Source organism: Mesomycoplasma conjunctivae (assembly GCF_000026765.1).
In the GTDB taxonomy this organism is placed as follows: Bacteria; Bacillota_I; Bacilli_A; order Mycoplasmatales; family Metamycoplasmataceae; genus Mesomycoplasma; species Mesomycoplasma conjunctivae.
In genome coordinates this window covers 737,312-755,747 of the sequence record NC_012806.1, presented here as the reverse complement: position 1 = coordinate 755,747, position 18,436 = coordinate 737,312, and the positions used below count along the sequence as shown (strand labels likewise).

The following is an 18,436-nucleotide window of genomic DNA, read 5'->3' as shown; positions in this document are numbered from 1 at the left end:
AATAATTTATCATGCCAAAATTAAATCACTTAAAATCCCGGCTATCACAAATTAAAAATATTGAAAAAATGACCAAAGTTATGGAAATGATAGCCAATGCGAAAATTCCCCAAATTAAACGTCAATTTGAAAAATCACAGCAATATTTTGAAAATCTTGACTATATTTTCCAACAACTAATTGCCAATTTAGAAGAAAAAGATGAGATTTTTCTACCTTCGCCTTCACAACAAAAACTCTTTATCATTTTTACATCAAATTTAGGTTTTTGTGGTGCTTTTAACAATGCAACAATTAAAACGCTAAAAAATGATTATCAAAAAGGTGATAAAATTATTGTTTTTGGTAAAAAAGGAAGAATTGCTCTTGATAAATATGCAAGCGATATTATTGCGCAATACATTAATTACGAAGAGCGCAATTTTGAACAACCTATTTTACAAGTTGCCAGCATTATTAGTGATGCTATTGTCAATAAGAAATACTCAAAAATCAAAATTTGCTTTACTCATTTTATCAATATTATCACTTCTGTAGCGCAAGTTTTAGATATCTATCCACTGAAAAAATCACAAGAAATTAAAACTGATTTAGCTATGGAATTTGAACCTGATGCTCAACAAGTTTTGACAAAAATGCTTCCTTTTTATACACAAGCGCTACTCACTAAATCTTTTATTGAATCTAAACTATCTGAGCTCTCATCAAGAAGAGTTGCTATGGATAGTGCTACCGATAATGCTGTTGAAATCATTGAAAAATTAGAACTTGAGTTAAATAGTAGTCGCCAAACTGTGATTACCCAAGAAATCATTGAAATTATTGGTGCTAATCTAGAAATATCATAATTCAAAGGAAAAATATGAAAAAAAACAATATTGGTGTTATAATTCAAATTCTCGGTCCAGTTATCGACGTTGAGTTTGAAGCAAATCATATGCCCCCGATCCTTTCTGCCTTGGAAATACTACCGACAGAGGATCATCCTGAAGTAATTGTTCTTGAAGTTGCACAGCACATAGGTGATGGGGTAGTACGGACAATAGCGATGAGTATGACCTATAATTTATCAAAAGGAATGCAAGTTTTAGACACCGGTGGTCAAATCAAAGTTCCCGTCGGTAAAGAAGTGCTCTCGCGCATGTTTAATGTTTTAGGACAACCAATTGACGGCGGAGAAAAAACACAATTTAGCTTGAAACATAGTATTCACGCAGCTCCTCCTAGTTACCTTGAGCAAAAAACTACGAGCGAAATTTTAGTGACTGGAATTAAGGTTGTTGATTTATTAATTCCTTTTGTTAAAGGTGGAAAAATTGGACTTTTTGGTGGAGCGGGTGTTGGTAAAACTGTCTTAGTGCAAGAATTAATTAACAATATTGCAACTCAGCACGGTGGTCTTTCTGTTTTTGCCGGAGTAGGTGAGCGCAGTCGTGAAGGAAATGATTTATACTTTGAAATGAAAGCAGCTGGTGTTCTTGATAAAACAGCACTCGTTTTTGGCCAAATGAATGAATCACCAGGTGCACGTATGCGTGTTGCCCTTTCTGCTCTTACAATGGCTGAATACTTCCGTGATGTCCAAAATCAAGATGTTTTATTGTTTATTGATAATATTTTTCGTTTTACTCAAGCTGGCTCTGAGGTCTCTACTTTATTAGGCAGAATACCTTCAACTGTTGGTTACCAACCAACACTTGCAACAGAAATGGGGCAACTACAAGAGCGAATTACTTCCACTCGATCAGGATCTATTACTTCAATTCAAGCTGTTTACGTACCCGCTGATGACATTACCGATCCAGCGCCTGCGACAACTTTTTCACACTTAGATGCTAAAACTGTCTTAGATCGAAATATTGCGGCTTTAGGTATTTATCCAGCGGTTGACCCCCTTGCTAGTTCTTCAAGAATTTTAGAACCGGCCGTTGTTGGTCAAAAACACTACGATGTTGCTCGCCAAGTTATTAAAACATTGCAGCGATTTAAAGAACTCCAAGACATTATCTCAATTTTGGGAGTTGATGAGTTAGCTGAAGAAGACAAAAAAATTGTTGCAAGAGCAAGAAGAATTCGAAACTTTTTATCACAACCATTTTTTGTTGCTGAAAAATTTTCAGGAATTCAAGGTCGCTTTATTAATTTAGAAAGCACAATTGAATCTTTTGCACAACTTTTATCAGGTAGATATGATCAAGTGCCAGAAGAAGCTTTTTTATATGTAGGTGATATTTCTGAAGCTCTCGACAAAGCCAAAAGCATGGGATGAAATGAAGAAAATTAAGGTTAAGATTTTTGATAAAAATGGCATTTTTCTTGAACAAGATACTGACATTGTTACTTTAAAAACCCAAGTTGGATATCGTGGAATCATGCATGGCGCTACGCCACTAATTGCTAACTTAGTACCTTCAATTTTATATTTAGGTAGTAAAAATAATAACCAAATTCGCTATGAAATTCAAGAAGGTGTTGTTCATTCTGATAAGCAAGAAGTACAAATTTTTCTTTCTGGCATCAAAGTTTTAGATAAATAATAAAAAAACAAAAAAATCCATAATTATACGTAATTATGGATTTTTTTGTTTTTACAACATAATTTATTATCTTTTAAAAATTGTTAAATCTAGTCATTTTTTTAGTTCTTGAAATTGAGATAGAGAAAACTACGATACTATAAACAAATATCACGAGGTTCAGCAATCCACTATAAAAAAGAGTGCTGAAATTTATAAAACCTGATATTTGGAAGATAAGAGCAATTATGTTGAGAATTATGAGGATAATTTGTAAAATTGCTAAGTCTTTTAGTGAAGTTTTGTACTTTTTAAATATTAAGAATACTGACAACCCAGATAAAATTATTTGCAAAATTATAATAATAATGGAAATTACTTTGTAACTAACAGCACCAAATATTAATGATTGAAGTGCTGTGCTCGGATCACCATCACTTGCTATTTTGTCTAAAGTACTACCAGTAATTTGTACGGTCACAATCAATATTGTGATTATAGGCGAAAACAATAAAATTAATTGTACAACAGAAATTCATTTGAGTTGTTTGATTTGGGTTAAATTCATATTTTCCTTTCCTTAAATAACGTTGAAATTGTAATAAATTATAAGTTAAAATTTGAAGATTAAAAAGATAATTATTTATTTTTTCCAATCACTAATTTCTATCTTGTTATTAAATTTTTAAACTAAATAGTAAGCAGATCGTAATTTTTGAATCTTTTTGGTATAAATTCAAGATAAAAATTTAAAAATAAATTAATAAGTAAAAACAAAAAAGTGTTCAAAAATAAACACTAATTTATTTATAATCAATAGTTTTCACTAATCATTTTGTAAAATCCAATTTTCCAGGATAACACAAAAATTTGGAATCTTTGTGCATAATTGTAAGCTCTAAAAATGTTAGTTTACCTTTGTGTCTTAAGTAAAACTTTTCATTGGCAATATCGTTGTCTAAAATTTTAAAAATATAAAGTCTGGACTCAACATTGTCATCTAAAATAAATAACCAATTTGATTTTAAAACTTCTTGTTTTGGCTCAAGTCAATATTTTTTCTTGTTTTTATTCACTGTGGCAAAATTAATGATAAAACTATCATCTACATATTGATGTTCTTTTAAAAATTTTCTTATGTAAATTGCTTTTTTTCGACCATTTTCTTTCAAAATATCTAAATCTATTTTGGTAAAAATGTCTTCTTTTTTGTTCACTTTTTCAAAAAATAAATCTTGTTTTGGCACTTCAGATTTTGCTTCTAATTGTTTTATCTGTTGAATTTTATTTAAAATGTTATGTTTAGCATTAATTTGAATTTCTATAGAATTTAGTGCATCTTCAATTTCTAAATGGTTATACTGATTATTAAAATAATCTTTTAAAACATTAAGCACAAAATTTTTAGATAAAACACTTATTATATCTTTGACCTTGCTAATATGATTAATTTTTTCTTCTATAAATTGAGTTATTGCTTTATCATCGAAGGATTTATATGATAATAAATTTATTAAAAATTCACCATCAATATTGTTGTCAACAAAGGGAATTTCAAACCTTAATTGTTCAGAGTCATTTTTGTCATATTGATATGAATACAGATAAATTTTATCACTAATAATTAAGCCAATTTTAATTTTAGTTTGTTTGAGATAACTAAATAATTGATTTTCAATTTTTGGACTTAATTTAATTGTTTCCTGTTTTAACTCTATTAAACAAACATTTTTACCTTCGCGTCTAAGAACAATATCAGGTTTAATATTTCTTCCCGAACCAATTGATATTGCCAAATTAGTTCTAATATTTCCTTGTAACTTACCATAACCAAAAATTTCAGTAAAAATATCAACTCATAATTTTTGAATTTCACTTTCACTTGATTCTAGATTTGCATTAAAGTGTTTAACAACTGTATTTCATTTTGACATATTATTTGCTAGACCTTTACTATAAAATAACAGTATAGCAAATTTTTATTTTTTAATGCATATAATTATGCATTTTTATTTAAAAAAGGCTAAAAAAGCTATAAATTTATAGACTTTTCATAATAAAACCCATTAAATTTTTTCTATTTTGTAAAAAATTTTTTATATTTATTTTTCTTATTATTAATAAACTAAAATTAAAAATAGTGTGCTATTGCACACTAATGTTTAATAAATTAATTACTTGCATAATAAGATATAAAAATGCAATTCTTGCTGATGTGTGATTATCTAAAACATCTTCATTTTGTGTAGTCAATAGACTAATATGTGCTTTTTTATATAAATAAGATTCATAATTCGAAGTAAAAGCTACTAAATCACACTTTTTATTATAAACTTGATTTACCAAATCATCAATATCATTGTGAAGTCCAGAAAAACTAAAAAATATACATACACTGTTTTCCATGTTTTTTGTAATTCATTTTTGTTGGACTTCAAAATCATAGTGATAATCTACATGAAATTGCATTTTTGAGAGATAATTAGCAAACACATTAATTACATCTAAATTTGATCCTTTACCAAATAAAATGATGTGCTTTTTTCTAAGGATTAATTTAGTCAACTGATAAACAGCATTTTTATTTAAGAGATAGAGCTGCTCAATGTTTAGTTGGATAAGATTGTGGTACCAGACAAGTGCATCATTTTCTTCGAAATTATTGCTCAGTCTTACTTTTTTCATCCTTAAATAAGAATAATTCTTATCAAGAGTTGGAAGCAAATCCTTAATTCCTCTAAAGTTGAGTTTTTTAGCAAATTTAGTAATATTTGATTTTGAACAATTGACATTATTGGCAATAATATTTAAATTGAGATGATTAATTTTATCTAAATTATCAAGCAAAAATTGAGCAATTTTTTTATCAATAATATTGTGATTTTGCTGTGAATATCTTGTTAGCATATTAATTAAGTTATGATACATATACTTTAATTATAAAGAGAGTTTATGGAAAATATATTAAAAAAAATTAAAATTCGTATTCAAACTTTTGGTGGTGGACTCTCCTCAATGATTATGCCAATTATTGGTATTTTTATTGCATGAGGTCTTCTTACTTCCTTTTTTATTCCCACAGGTTGAATACCTAATGAACAATTAGCAACAATGGTGGGAGTTGGAATTATTTACATAATTCCTGTTCTTATTTGCTTTTTAGGTGGTTTTAAAATTTACCAATATCGCGGGGGTGCAATTGCTGGTATTGCCGCAATTGCCGCCATTTCTGCTGGTCAATCTAGTATCTTTGCCCAAATCACAGGTGGAAGCGCACCAATGTTATTATCAGTAATGATTTTTGGCCCACTTTCTGCTTGAATTTTAAAGCATAGTGAAAAATTTTGGATTAACAAAATTCCTTCTGGTTACCAAATGCTGATTAACAATTTCTATCTAGGAATTTTAGGTTTTATCCTTTTATTTCCAATTTATTATATTTCAATTTATGGAGTTGGTTATCTAATTAAAGCATTAGGTATCATCACCAGTCAAATAGGAGAATGAAAAGCCTATCCTTTGGTAGCACTCATTGTTGAGCCAGCAAAAATTTTATTTTTAAATAATGCAATTAATCACGGTGTCTTTACAACACTAGGTTCTATCGAAGTAACCGAGCATGGTAAATCGATTTTATTTTTACTTGAGTCCAATCCTGGACCTGGTTTGGGATTGTTAGTATTTTACTTGATTTTTGGGAAAGATAAGAGTGTCAAAAGCCAAGCAGGATCTTCAATTCCGATTCACTTTTTTGGTGGAATTCATGAGGTTTATTTCCCTTTTGCACTTCTAAGACCAATTTTAATTATTGCCTTGATTCTCGGTGGAGCTTTTGGTAATGCTATGTTTCAGTTGTTTGGTGTCGGTGCTGTTGCTCCAGTCTCACCAGGATCCATAATTGCTCAGTATATTCAAGTTGAAAAAACTACAACTTCTATCATTGGTTTAACTATAGGAATTTTTGGTTCTGCCATCGTTAGTTTTTTAGCCGCATTAGGAATTAATTTTCTAGAAAAACTTCTCAAAAGAAAACAAGAAAGTATTTCTCTAGAACAAGCTCAAGAAATCATCAAGGATGAAAAAAGCTATAAAAATAAAGGCAAAATAATAAATTATGATCACATTGTCTTTGCTTGTGATGCGGGTATGGGCTCATCAGTCATGGCTGCTTCTATTTTTAAGAAAATGCTCAAGGAAGCACAATTTAATAGTGTTGAGGTAACTAATTCATCAATTTCTAACTTAAGTGGTGATGAACAAGTTATTATTACCATTGAAAGTTTACAACAAAGAGTTTATGAGAAAAACCCTAGTGCTAAAATTATTACTTTAGATCAATTTTTAAATAAGCAAGCTTATGAGAAAATAATTGCTGAAATGAAAGCAAATCAATAATGAAAGCAGTCCATTTTGGTGCTGGAAATATAGGACGTGGTCTTATTGCCCGCATTTATCAACAAAATAATATTGAGATGATTTTTGTTGATGTCAATCCTGACTTGGTTAATAATTTAAATCAACAAAAAACCTATAAAATTATAGAGATTACAAGCAATCAAGAGTTTCATATCTCCAATTTTCATGCACTCCATGTTAATGATGAAAACCTAATTGAACACCTCAAATCTGCTGATTTTGTTTCAACATCAATAGGTGTTAATAACCTTGCTAAACTACAACCAATTTTTAATAAATTATCAGAAGTAGAAACTCACTTGAAACAAATAATTTGTTTTGAAAATGGTTTTCAAATTAGTAGTTTGTTTGCAAAAATGTTGAAAACAAACAATTTTTGAACATTTGTTGATGTCACAGTTGATCAGATTATTCCCAACATTAACAAATCTAGTTTAGATGTTATTGTTGAAAATCATTACGAAATTGTATTAAATGATCTTGATCAACAACACAAATTAGATTTTGTTATATATAGCAAAAATTTACAATATTTTGCTATTCGTAAATTTTTACTTGTAAATGTTTTACATTCAACTTTGGCCTATCTTGGATTTAGAAAAGGCTATAAATTTATACATGAAACGCTTCAAGATTCGACTATTTTGCACTTTATTGATGGTTTAAAAAAAGTCTTATTTTCAATAGTTTTAAAGCACTCTCAAAATCAAAATGTTGACCTTGAGTCCTATTTTCAAACAAATATTTCTAGGTTTAAAAATAAAGAGTTAAAAGATGAAATAACAAGAGTAGCAAGAAATCCTATTACTAAAATTGGCAAAAATGAGCGTTTTGATATTTTATTACAAGAAGCTAAAAAACTTCATTTAGATAGTAATAAATTAGATATAATTTATCAATGTTTTGCAAATATTTTAGGCTTTAATTTTTCTCAAGATCAGCAATCTTTTAATATGCAAAGAGAACTAGATAATGATGCTTATGAATTTCTAAAAAAACATACTAATTTAGAAGAATATGAAATTCACAAAGTGTTAATTATGTACAAAAAAGAAGGAAAAAATGATACTTAAGAAGGAAAATATTTTTATTAACCAATCATTTGAAAATAAAGATTCAGTATTTGATTTTCTTAGCATTATTTTTGTAACTAATAGAGCAACTACTATTGAATATAAAGAGTCAATGATAAAAAGAGATTTGGATTCTTCAGTTGCTATTGGAAATTACTTAGCGTTAGTTCATGGTGATTTCCAAGGTCAAAAATATATTCTTGAAAATTCCATTATTTTTATCCATTTAAAAGATGATTTAATATGAGACAATCAACCTATTAGATTTGTTATCGGACTAGCACTTAATAATAAAGATCAAATGGAATATATTGAAAAAATCGGACTTGCTTTCTTTGATATTGATAATGTTAATAAATTATTAAATAAAGCTAATTTAACAAAAGATGATGTAATAGAATTTTTACAATAAAGAAAATATTATTTTAAAACCAGGTTTTTTGCCTGGTTTTTTAAAAAATTTGCTATAAATTTATACACTTTTTGTAAAATTTACAATTTCTATAGTCTTTGAATTTGCTTTAAGTTTTTATTACGCGTTATAATATAAAGTAATTTTTGAAGAAAGGTTATTTATGAAAAAAATAACTATTTTTGAAGCTTTTGCTGGTCTAGGATCGCAATTGCGTGCACTCAAACTGGTAGGAAAAAATCTAAATTTTGAGGTTGAATCATTAGGAATTATTGAGTGATATATTCATGCTATTATTTCTTATCAAATTATTAATTATGAAGTCTTACCACCAGATACAAAAACACCAATAGAAGTAATTATTGATCAACTTTCTTCATTAAGGGTTTCAATAGACAGCAAAAATTTAGTGTCTAAAAATTATTTTCAAAAAATGAAGGAAGATAAATTGCGTAAAATTTATCCTTATTTTTTAAAAATGCTCAATAACCCTGCTCTCTCTCTCTCTCTCTCTCTCTAAGAATAATAAAAATAATCATTATCCTTGATACTCAGATATTAATCAAGTTAATCAAATACCTAAAAATATAGATATTTTTACTTATTCTTTCCCTTGCCAAGATTTATCGACACAAGGATTACAAAAAGGCCTTAATCCTTCAACAAGAAGTGGACTACTTTGGCAAATTAAAAGAATTTTAGAAAATAATTTAGATAATTTACCTAAAGTTTTGTTGATGGAAAATGTAAAAAATTTAGCTAGTCAAAAATTTCGTGGTGAATTTAATAATTGAATTAATTTTTTAAAAACTTTAGGCTACAATAGTAAATGAAAAATTTTAAACTCTGCTGATTTTGGATCGTCTCAAAATAGGCAAAGAGTTTTCATGGTTTCTTGGTTGACTAATAAAAAATTTGAATGACCAGCAACAATAAAACATAATAATAATTTAAAGAAGATTTTAGATCTTACTCATCTACCAAATGAAGAAAATCTAGCTAGCAAAATTTTTAAATATCAACTAACAAGCCCTAGAATAACAAACTCAAGTATTAAAAAAAGGGAAATTATTAATTTTACTAAATTTAATTCTGAAAACTATATTTATTATCCTGACTTTTTCGGACCTACACTTACAGCCTCAGGGGCTAATTCTAGACTTAAATTTTGGATTCAAGAAAACTACATAAGAGAAATAAATTTTTATGAGTCCTTTAAATATATGGGTTTTACAGAGCGTGATGCTCATAAAATTTATAAAACAAATTTAGTTCAACCAAAATCTATAATATTTTTAGCTGGTAATTCAATATCTATCGAAGTTCTAAAAGCACTATTTGAAAAAATTGTTTTGCTTTTAGAAAAGGAGTAATAGATGAGTGCAACTTTGAGATGGAGTAAATTAAAAATTAAAAGCAAACACTTTTCAGTAAACAAAGATAAACCACAATTTAAAGGGAAAATATTTTTTGTTTATGATATTGAAAGTTTAGTAATTCATCATTTTTATATTCAAATTAATAGTTGTGTCATGTCTAAATTAGTAACTAAAAAACATAGAGAAGACCATGAACAATACCATATTAATAGAACAAGTTGTTGCTATTATAAAAAAAGGGAAGAGTTTTTTAATAGTCTCGAGCAAAAAGTTGTTCAAAAAGATAGAAAAGATAGATCTAAAATTTATAGTCAAGATGATTTGCAAATCTTAGATAATGATGAAATTGTACACTTAAATCAACTATTATTAAAACCAAATTTTTTAACCACAATTAAAAATTTATATAAATTTATCTATGGTTCCAACCCAAGTGGAGAATTATTTATGCCTGAAAATGCTCCTATTATTTTAGATGATGAGGGAAATTTTGATAAAAATATGAGTTATTTTGCACTCTTTTTCACACATTATTCTGATTTTAAAAATAATAATTATGAATATGATGGTATTTATAAGGATATTGATTTATTAGATGGTAAAAATTATTTTGATAGATTTAAAGATGCTCCTAATAATTCAAAACTTTACAAAGTTTATCAATCATTAGTAAAACTCACTAGTAATAAATTCAGTATAGAAAGTGGCAAGAAAGTTTTAGCAGAAATTAAAGAGTATTTATCATTAGATCAAATTAATTCTTTAGTAAAAAAAGAAAGAATAAAAATTAAAAATATTAAGATAGATTCTATTAATATTCTTGATTTGGATAAACAAATTCCTTTAGACAAGGCACATATTTTCCCAGTTGAAAGAATTAAAGATAAAATAGTAAAACTAGTAAATAGGGAAAACTATAATCTTACTAGTCATCAAGTAAAATACTTTGTTAAAAAAATCACAGAAGCTCATAATTTAATAGCTTTAGATAAAAAGTCACATAGTCAGTTTGATACAAATAAATTTACATGAGATTCCAATAATGGAAAATTGGTGATTAACTGTTGCAACTCGCCACAAACATGCAAGCATATATCTAATGAAATTACCGATCTTCCAAAAGAAAAAATTACTGGTGATATTTTATATAATCTCTATTTAAGAAATTCTATAGTAAAGAACTAACTTTAACCTATTTGCAGCAAATTTGTGCTTCTTTTTTATGCAAAAACTATTACAAATTTAGATAGTCAAATTTCATTTGGGTCTAAAAATAATTTGATTAATATTTGATCAAAAATTAATTTTTATTAATTTATTTACAAAAATAAGAGTTGTAAAATTAAGAATTTGATTATTTATATTGTTTTAATACAACTATATTTAATAAGTCGAAATATCACTATTTAACTTCAGATTTTAAGTTTTCTCAAATTGAATGTGATAGTATTCCAATTCTTATTCTACCTACTATCATTTTTTGTTGTCAAAATATTTAAAAAACAAATATCTTATTTTATTTAAAAATATGGTATAATATTTATGTCTTGGACCAGTACTCAAGAGGCTGAAGAGGGCGCACTGCTAACGCGCTAGGGGACTAATAATCCCGCGCAGGTTCAAATCCTGTCTGGTCCGCCATTTTTTATTTATTTTTTATCAAACACTAAAAATACACCCAACAAGGTGTTTCCTAAATTTAAATACAAAAAAACCACAATAAAATATTTTTAAAATCGCCAAATGGTGATTTTTTTAATTTTAAATAAACAAGTTATTATTTAAAATTGTTAAATCAAATATTGAGTTGATATAACGAATTGTATTTTACAAATAACTATTTTCCCACGTTTCCCAGTTAAGTATAAAAACAAAAAACATAGAATAAAGATTAAATTTTCCTTTATTCTATGTTTTCTTTTATAAAGATGTCTAAAAGTAATTTGTATATTTCTCAACTTTCTGATAGTTCATCATTGTATATCTTTATAGATTGAACTTTTTGTTTATCTATATAAATTTCTAACTCTTTTACATCTCTAATTACATTAATTAATTTGTGTTCAGTTATTTTGCTTTTTCCTGCTAGTCCTAAAGTATTATTTAAAATATAAATCAAGTAGTTTAGAAAAACTAATGATATAAAGCAAAGGCAAATATAACCTATTATATGGTTTCAGGTTGACAAATATACAGGTCTAAGCAATAAAGTTCCTTTAAATGTTTTAAAATTTGATTCAATTTGTCATTGTTTTGAGTATATTTCAATGATTTCAGGAACGCTTAAATCCCTTCTGTTTGTTTCATATACATAAAAACCATCAAATTTAGAGTCTTCAATTATTTTTTCTTCATCAAGTTCGTAAAAAGCGCCTTTGTTTACTGGCTTGAAGAATTTATATTTTTTACTTCCTGCTAAATTTTCATATGATACCAAACCATTTTTATTCATTTTTTTCGTGAAATTTTCAATCAAAATTTCCCTATCATTTTTGTCTTTTAATGCTCTTTTTGTACTGAATGTTACTATTTGATTTCTAACATGACCATTAGGTCTTTTTTTATTAAAAAATGATGCAATTTCTCTTGTCTTATATTTTAGTGATCCATTTATTATATATTCATTTTCATCAAGAACATACTCTTTAAATGAATTGTTAGAAGCCTTCATTCTATATGAAATAATATATCCTCAATTCATCGACTCTAAAAATCTAATATTACTATTGACGCTCATTCCTTTGTCAGCAACAATTGTTACATTATTTACATTGTAAATTTTTGCAATTTCTAGCATAAAAGGGATAAAAGTTTTTGAGTCAGCAGTATTTCCTGGATAAACTTTGTAGTGCAGTGGTATTCCGTTTTCATCAGTTGCCATGCCAATTACAATTTGATCTTCTTTGAATTTTCCATCCTTTGAAAATCCTGGTTTTTTATAGCCGTCCCTTTTAAACGTTTCAAAATAAGATGTTGTTGAGTCAAATCATAAAACATTAATGTTTCTATTAATTTTGTCTTTAATTTTTAGATTTATATTTCTTAAAATGGTGTTTTTGTTCTCAGAAATATAATCGAGCGATCTATAAAATGAATTCTTGGAAAATGTCTCTAAATTTTCCTTTTTCATTGATTTATAAGTGCTATACACACTAAGAGGTCGCTTAATTCTTTGATAAATTAACTGTGAAACTACATCTTTAAGAGTTGTAGATTTTGTTACTCTACAATCTTTAAAGATGTCAAAGTGAGTAAATAACTTTTCAATAATTTCATACCCTTTGAATTTTTCAATTGCCTCTTGTTTTATTGGTTTTTTGCCTTTATAAATAGAATCTAACTTGATTTTGGCTTCCTCTTTAGTTAAGGATAAGGGCAAATTAGATATTATTGCCTTAATAGTAGTTACTGGATCTGGGTGGAATTTTTGTAATTCACTGATATAACCATATCCAAATCGTATTTTAAATCCCTTATTATCTGGTTTTGGTATACCAATTGACAAATATTCACCTTTAACTATTCTTGAAATCGAGGTTCTTCACTGTCTTTTTGCGTCTTTTTTAGATTTTTTCATATCTATATTATACATTATTTAAGTATAAAAGTATAATAAAATATATTTTTTATAAAAAAATATAAGACCTAAAAATCCTTGTATTTTTGTGCTAACTGGGAAACGTGGGATTGTTAAATCAAATATTGAGTTGATATAACGAATTGTATTTTACAAATAACTATTTTAGTCAATATTATAATTTTGTCAAATTCCATTTCGAGTAATATTAAACTGCAGATTGAACTGCAGTTTTAATATTAAATAGTTTAAAAAAGTATATAAATTTATACACTTTTTTGACATTTTGATTTATTTTGTGTTTGTTTTAAATGGGTTAAAGAATCATGGTGAATTTGCACTAGCTGGTGCAAGTAGATGCCATCTTAAAATTTGAGCAGCAAATGATTTAGTATTTTTTAAATCCAATGGATGTTCACCGTTGAAGTTAACACCAAAATAGTTAAAACCGCGAGTTGCATAATTTCAAGCTTGCAAACTGTTGTGAGGTGTTCCGGAATTAATTAATGAAATGTAATTATTGTCAGCGCTTAAAATTCCAGTTCCTGAATTTCCGGCATCAAAATATGTAGGCACATAGCCATTTTGATGTCTTAACATTACATTATAATTGCTTAGGCCTGGTCGGTGAATAACATATGCGGATTGTTTTCCATAAGGAAAACCAATAATTGAAAAGTCATAAATTAATGACTGGTGGTTTATATTATAATCCATACCATTGAAATTAAATTTCATATTTTCAAGTGTTAGTCATGATTTTAATCAGTTGGCATACTCATATTTTCCTTGTGCAAGCGCTTCATCATAAAGTGGCTTAACATCGACCACAAAAATAGTGGCATCAATATTGTGGCCTTTATGTTCCTTTCCATCCCGACTTTGTTGATCTGATCCAGATCAAATTTGTGAAAGTAGAAATCCAGAATTTGGATCTTCTTCTTGTTTTTGGCCTTGTATTGGTTTAGGTTTTGTGTTATTTGAAGAATTTGGACCCTTTAATAGACCACCTCAATAACTAAATCCAGCATCGACATTATTTTCAAAATTAAGCGAAGGTTTTACAATGTAACTATATCTTTGATAAGTGTTTGGCAAGCCAGTTTTGGAATCATTAAGTTTGTCAAAATTTGAAACATTTTCTACGTGATTATTAGTTATAAAATAGAATTTTCAATCATTTTCATTATTATTTACCTTTCCAATCATCGTTGCAGAACCAAAACTAAAAGCAAGTGCACGTTGGAAATTATTTTCAAATTGAGGATTTGATTTAATAGTGGAATAATTTATATAATCATTGTTTTGTAAATAACCATTATGAATTTCATACGGAACGTTTTGGTTTGGAAAATAAACATTTTTTCGAACACTAGGATCGGTATAAAAAGGAATTGGTGCATTTTCTTGAGTATAAGAAATATGTTTATAATCGAATAAATTAGTTAGTCTAGTATGCTCTTCATGTTGTTCATAATTCTCATAAATAACATTTACACTAGCACCTCTATCTCACAAGATAAAAGCTTTATTTTTGTCAAATTTATCATTATTTGTAAAAGGATTGTAACCTTGAGTGGTATTTACATAATTAACAGGATTACCAACAATAATGCTATATTCTTCACCTTTCAAACTTAATTTAAAGTGCAATCCATCTAGTTTTTTTGTAACATTTAATAATAATGTTAATTTGGGAAGTGGTGTAGAGCCATTCTTAGTATTATTATATCTTTGTGGTAGTTCAAGTTCAATATTTTGTTCTGATTTTCATTTTAGTTCTGAATAGTTTACAGTAAATGAAGGAAACTTATAGTTAGCTTCACTGCCATGAATTGTAGGATTTCCTGGTTTAGTGAATCTATTATAGCGATTATCATCTTGAATTAAGACATTTCCATAAATTGTTAAATCTAGTTTTACATCTTGAGCTTTTTCTAACATTTTTTCAAGGTACTTTTCTTTTAAAATTCAGGATGCACCTTTTCCATCTTGTGATCAAATTGCATCTTTAGCGTTAAATTCAATTTGCCGATTTCGAATAACTTGATTATTTTCTACTATTAAAGTATTGAGACCTGAATGTCTTCATTTGAAGCTTGAATTTTTAATATCATCAAGTGAAACAGAATTTGAACCAGCAACTTTGTATCAATTATTACCAACAACTATTTTTTCTGTTTCTTTTTTTTGGTTAGGGTAAGTATATTTTAAATTAATATAAGTATTGTTGTTATGCTGAACTTCTTCATGAATTGTAATATCTTTAGTATCAATTGAATAGTTATTTAGTGTCAAAGTTTGTTTATTTCAAGTTAATTGTTGATCATTATATTGAAAATCTTGTAGACTCACTTTGTTCATAAGCAATTCAGGATATATATTATTTTGAAAATCATTTGATAAATTCACAAGTGTAATTTCTTCTGATTTTGAATAAACTTTGCTAGGATCACTTTTATTAATAAAGCCAATTTTGAATTTTAACTCGCCTGCTCTTTCTGATTTTACATCATAGTAGACAATAAAATAGTTATTAATAATATCAGAAATATTATTTGGATTAATTGTTACTCCACTAGGAATTATGCTATCTGTATTTACTACGAAAACATTTGCTGAATTATCAATTTTAGCTTGAATGCTTTGTTTATCAAATTCATCCACTCCAATAGCGTTCTTTGATTCATCTAATGTTCTTTTAAACTCTGATGAATCGTTTTGAATGTTGTTATTATGATTATTTTTAAGTTTTAACAAATATTGTAGGGCACTACCAGCATCTTTTTTTCCAAATTGGTTAACTAATTGTTGAGGGTTCAAAACACTAAAAAGTGTTTCTTTTCCATTCACTTTAGCACCTGGAGTTTTTCTTAAATCGAAATTAGAAGCGTTAATTTCATCAATTAATTTTTTATGACTATTATCAAAATTACTACTTACTCAATTAGAAGGTAATTCAATATCATTAGCACGAAGTGGTCGAAAATATCACATATTTTTAGCATATTTAGTTTTATAATTACTTTCAGTTATATTTAAATTTCAATCTTGAAAAGGTAGTTCTTCATTATTTTTTTTGATTCCAAAAATTAATTTTGCTGTTCCACCACGATTAGAATCATAAATATTTGAATTTTCTGGTACTTCTTTAACAAAAAGTGAGTACTTACCAATTTGTGGCCACTTATAGATTTCATTCAATTTTTGTAGTGCTAACATTGAAGGAATTCCATGATGATCAACATCTTGCTTGATAGGTTGTAGATCTTTTAAAATTGGTTGGCTAGCATCTAGACTATGGTAAGATCAATCTTTATTTGTAAGGTAACTAGAAATTAAAAGTTCTAGATCAGCTTGATCCTTTTCACTTCCTATTAAATCTTTTGTGCGAAGTTCAACCTCGACATTAGATTTTAGCTCTAAAGTTTTAACAACTTTGTTGAACATTAAAAAATGTACTTGTGCACTAAAGTGTTTATTTTTATAGCTTATTTGGCCTAAATTATGTTTAAAAATTTGATCAATTCTATTACCTTTAGATCTAAAATTTTCTTTGATAAAATCTTGTAAATTATCAACATAGGTTTCTTGAATTTGTGATAATTTAATTTTATCAAATTCATATAAATCATCAAGTGAGTTAAATTTTTTGTTTAATTCTTTAATTTTGCTTTCTATATTAAACTTGCCTTTGTTGTGAAAATCAAGAGTTTTTGTAACACGAGCTCGATGATTATTTTTATCTTTGACTTGATATGTGATTTCTAATTTGTTATTGTCTAATTTACTAATATTAGTATCTTTTATCTCAAAAGTGTAGCCTTCTTTTTCAATTTTAGTTAATAATTTTGCGGTCTCAACATCAAAAGCTGCAGGATTTAATTTGTCCTGTAGTTCATAAGTACTTATTTTTTGATCATCAAAAGAGGGATTTACATCCTTAATTGCTTGCTCAATATTTTTAATATTTTCTTCTGGTGTGTTGCCATTCAATTCATTTTGAAGTCTTATTATTTCATTTTGTATACCATTAATTTGTATTTCTAAATCACCTATATTATCAGAAAAAGCTAGTTGGTTATTATGAAAAAATGATTGTGCTTTTAAAAGTGTTATATCTAATAATTTATCAACATTATTTGTGGTAGAAGTATATTTCGAAGTTGTTTTTACAAAGTTTGCTGATTCAATTATTTCCATTAATTTTGCTGATAAATTTGAAATTTTGTTAAATTTTTCTTCTAGTTTTTTAAGATCTTGAGCACTTTTTTGTTCACTTACTTTTTCTACAAAAAAGTGTTTAAAACTAGAAGAAATTGTACTAAGTTTGCTAATTTTTTCAATACTGTCTTGTTGCTGTTGTTCAAATAAAGTTAGTGGAGTTTTTTTAGATGTTTTAGAATTTGTATTATTTTGTAAGGAAGATGTGTTATTAATTTGGCTGGCATTATTTTCGGCAGCACTTGTAGCATTTTTTAGAGAATCTGAATCATTATTACTATCAACTTTGGAGGATTCATCTGTTCCTTTAGCAGAATTTGATGTATTTTTTATATCCTTTTCTGATTTTTGATTTTCTACTTCTGTTTTGTCTTCTCTCTTTGTTTGGATTTGTTCATTATCTCTTCTTGAGGTTGAATTATTTTGCTCTTCCTTGTTCTCTGAAGATAAATTATTTTGGTTATCTGAATTCGGTTTCTTAGGTAGTGGTTTTGCATTTTCATTTTGTTTAGCTGGTGTTTTAATTTCAGGGGTAGTTCCACAAGCAATTGCAACACCAAAAACTGTTGCAAAAGAAGACACAAGTAAGCTAGATTTAGTAATTTTAGATTTCATAACCACCTCTTTTATTGAATTCAATATTTGTGTTTTATTATATAACACATTTTACTTTTTTGTAAAAAGGTTGAAAAATAAACTTTAGGTTTTTCTAAATATTTAAAATAAGATCTTCCTTATAATAATTTGTAAATAAAAAATGCAACCATAACGTTATTACTGTTTGTTGCATTTTCATTTTAATTTGTAAAAAAACATCTAATTTAAGTGTTTTTTGATAT

At 27.2% G+C, this 18,436-nt stretch carries 14 protein-coding genes and 1 tRNA gene; 10 read left to right on the top strand and 5 right to left on the bottom strand.

Annotated features, from left to right (window positions below):
• Window positions 1-11: 11 nt before the first annotated feature.
• From atpG to MCJ_RS03065, 3 genes are read left to right on the top strand one after another with little or no spacing between them, the layout of a single operon-like run.
• Window positions 12-848: an ATP synthase F1 subunit gamma gene (gene atpG / locus MCJ_RS03075; protein ID WP_012751834.1), complete on the top strand. Its 837-nt coding sequence runs from the start codon at window positions 12-14 to the stop codon at window positions 846-848.
• Window positions 849-862: 14 nt separating this feature from the next.
• Complete coding sequence (atpD, locus tag MCJ_RS03070) at window positions 863-2,284, top strand: F0F1 ATP synthase subunit beta (protein ID WP_012751833.1); 1,422 nt, start codon at window positions 863-865, stop codon at window positions 2,282-2,284.
• The gene (locus tag MCJ_RS03065; RefSeq protein ID WP_012751832.1) at window positions 2,271-2,537 is read left to right on the top strand and encodes an ATP synthase epsilon chain; all 267 of its coding nucleotides are present in this window, start codon (window positions 2,271-2,273) and stop codon (window positions 2,535-2,537) included. Before atpD ends, MCJ_RS03065 begins: the two co-directional genes overlap by 14 nt.
• A 73-nt stretch (window positions 2,538-2,610) precedes the next feature.
• Here the strand turns inward: MCJ_RS03065 and MCJ_RS03060 are convergent, their stop codons facing one another.
• The 3 genes from MCJ_RS03060 to MCJ_RS03050 all read right to left on the bottom strand — a co-directional run bounded on the left by MCJ_RS03060 (window position 2,611) and on the right by MCJ_RS03050 (window position 5,444).
• Window positions 2,611-3,084, bottom strand: a complete 474-nt coding sequence (locus MCJ_RS03060) for a hypothetical protein (RefSeq protein WP_041594552.1) — start codon at window positions 3,082-3,084, stop codon at window positions 2,611-2,613.
• Window positions 3,085-3,319: 235 nt separating this feature from the next.
• Window positions 3,320-4,450: a type I restriction enzyme HsdR N-terminal domain-containing protein gene (locus MCJ_RS03055; protein WP_012751831.1), complete on the bottom strand. Its 1,131-nt coding sequence runs from the start codon at window positions 4,448-4,450 to the stop codon at window positions 3,320-3,322.
• A 211-nt stretch (window positions 4,451-4,661) separates the two neighbouring features.
• Complete coding sequence (locus MCJ_RS03050; RefSeq protein WP_041594551.1) at window positions 4,662-5,444, bottom strand: MurR/RpiR family transcriptional regulator; 783 nt, start codon at window positions 5,442-5,444, stop codon at window positions 4,662-4,664.
• 24 nt (window positions 5,445-5,468) lie between these two features.
• Between MCJ_RS03050 and MCJ_RS03045 the strand changes: the two genes are divergently transcribed.
• The 7 genes from MCJ_RS03045 to MCJ_RS03015 all read left to right on the top strand — a co-directional run bounded on the left by MCJ_RS03045 (window position 5,469) and on the right by MCJ_RS03015 (window position 11,437).
• The gene (locus MCJ_RS03045; RefSeq protein ID WP_012751829.1) at window positions 5,469-6,911 is read left to right on the top strand and encodes a PTS mannitol transporter subunit IICB; all 1,443 of its coding nucleotides are present in this window, start codon (window positions 5,469-5,471) and stop codon (window positions 6,909-6,911) included.
• A complete protein-coding gene (locus MCJ_RS03040) occupies window positions 6,911-8,005 on the top strand; it encodes a mannitol-1-phosphate 5-dehydrogenase (protein ID WP_012751828.1) in 1,095 nt (364 codons plus the stop codon). Before MCJ_RS03045 ends, MCJ_RS03040 begins: the two co-directional genes overlap by 1 nt.
• Complete coding sequence (locus MCJ_RS03035) at window positions 7,995-8,417, top strand: PTS sugar transporter subunit IIA (protein ID WP_012751827.1); 423 nt, start codon at window positions 7,995-7,997, stop codon at window positions 8,415-8,417. The genes MCJ_RS03040 and MCJ_RS03035 overlap by 11 nt, the downstream gene beginning before the upstream one ends.
• A 163-nt stretch (window positions 8,418-8,580) precedes the next feature.
• Complete coding sequence (gene dcm_N / locus MCJ_RS03810) at window positions 8,581-8,937, top strand: DNA (cytosine-5-)-methyltransferase N-terminal subunit (RefSeq protein WP_012751826.1); 357 nt, start codon at window positions 8,581-8,583, stop codon at window positions 8,935-8,937.
• Entirely contained in the window at window positions 8,903-9,790 is an 888-nt protein-coding gene (gene dcm, locus MCJ_RS03805; protein WP_318025591.1) for a DNA (cytosine-5-)-methyltransferase, read from the top strand. The genes dcm_N and dcm overlap by 35 nt, the downstream gene beginning before the upstream one ends.
• Window positions 9,791-9,793: 3 nt before the next feature.
• Window positions 9,794-10,981, top strand: a complete 1,188-nt coding sequence (locus MCJ_RS03020; protein ID WP_012751824.1) for an MAG4270 family putative restriction endonuclease — start codon at window positions 9,794-9,796, stop codon at window positions 10,979-10,981.
• 364 nt (window positions 10,982-11,345) lie between these two features.
• Window positions 11,346-11,437, top strand: a tRNA-Ser gene (locus tag MCJ_RS03015).
• 262 nt (window positions 11,438-11,699) lie between these two features.
• Here the strand turns inward: MCJ_RS03015 and MCJ_RS03010 are convergent.
• Window positions 11,700-13,373, bottom strand: a complete 1,674-nt coding sequence (locus tag MCJ_RS03010; RefSeq protein WP_012751822.1) for an IS1634 family transposase — start codon at window positions 13,371-13,373, stop codon at window positions 11,700-11,702.
• A gap of 291 nt (window positions 13,374-13,664) precedes the next feature.
• The gene (locus MCJ_RS03005) at window positions 13,665-18,212 is read right to left on the bottom strand and encodes an MGA_1079 family surface serine endopeptidase (RefSeq protein WP_012751821.1); all 4,548 of its coding nucleotides are present in this window, start codon (window positions 18,210-18,212) and stop codon (window positions 13,665-13,667) included.
• Window positions 18,213-18,436 lie beyond the last annotated feature (224 nt).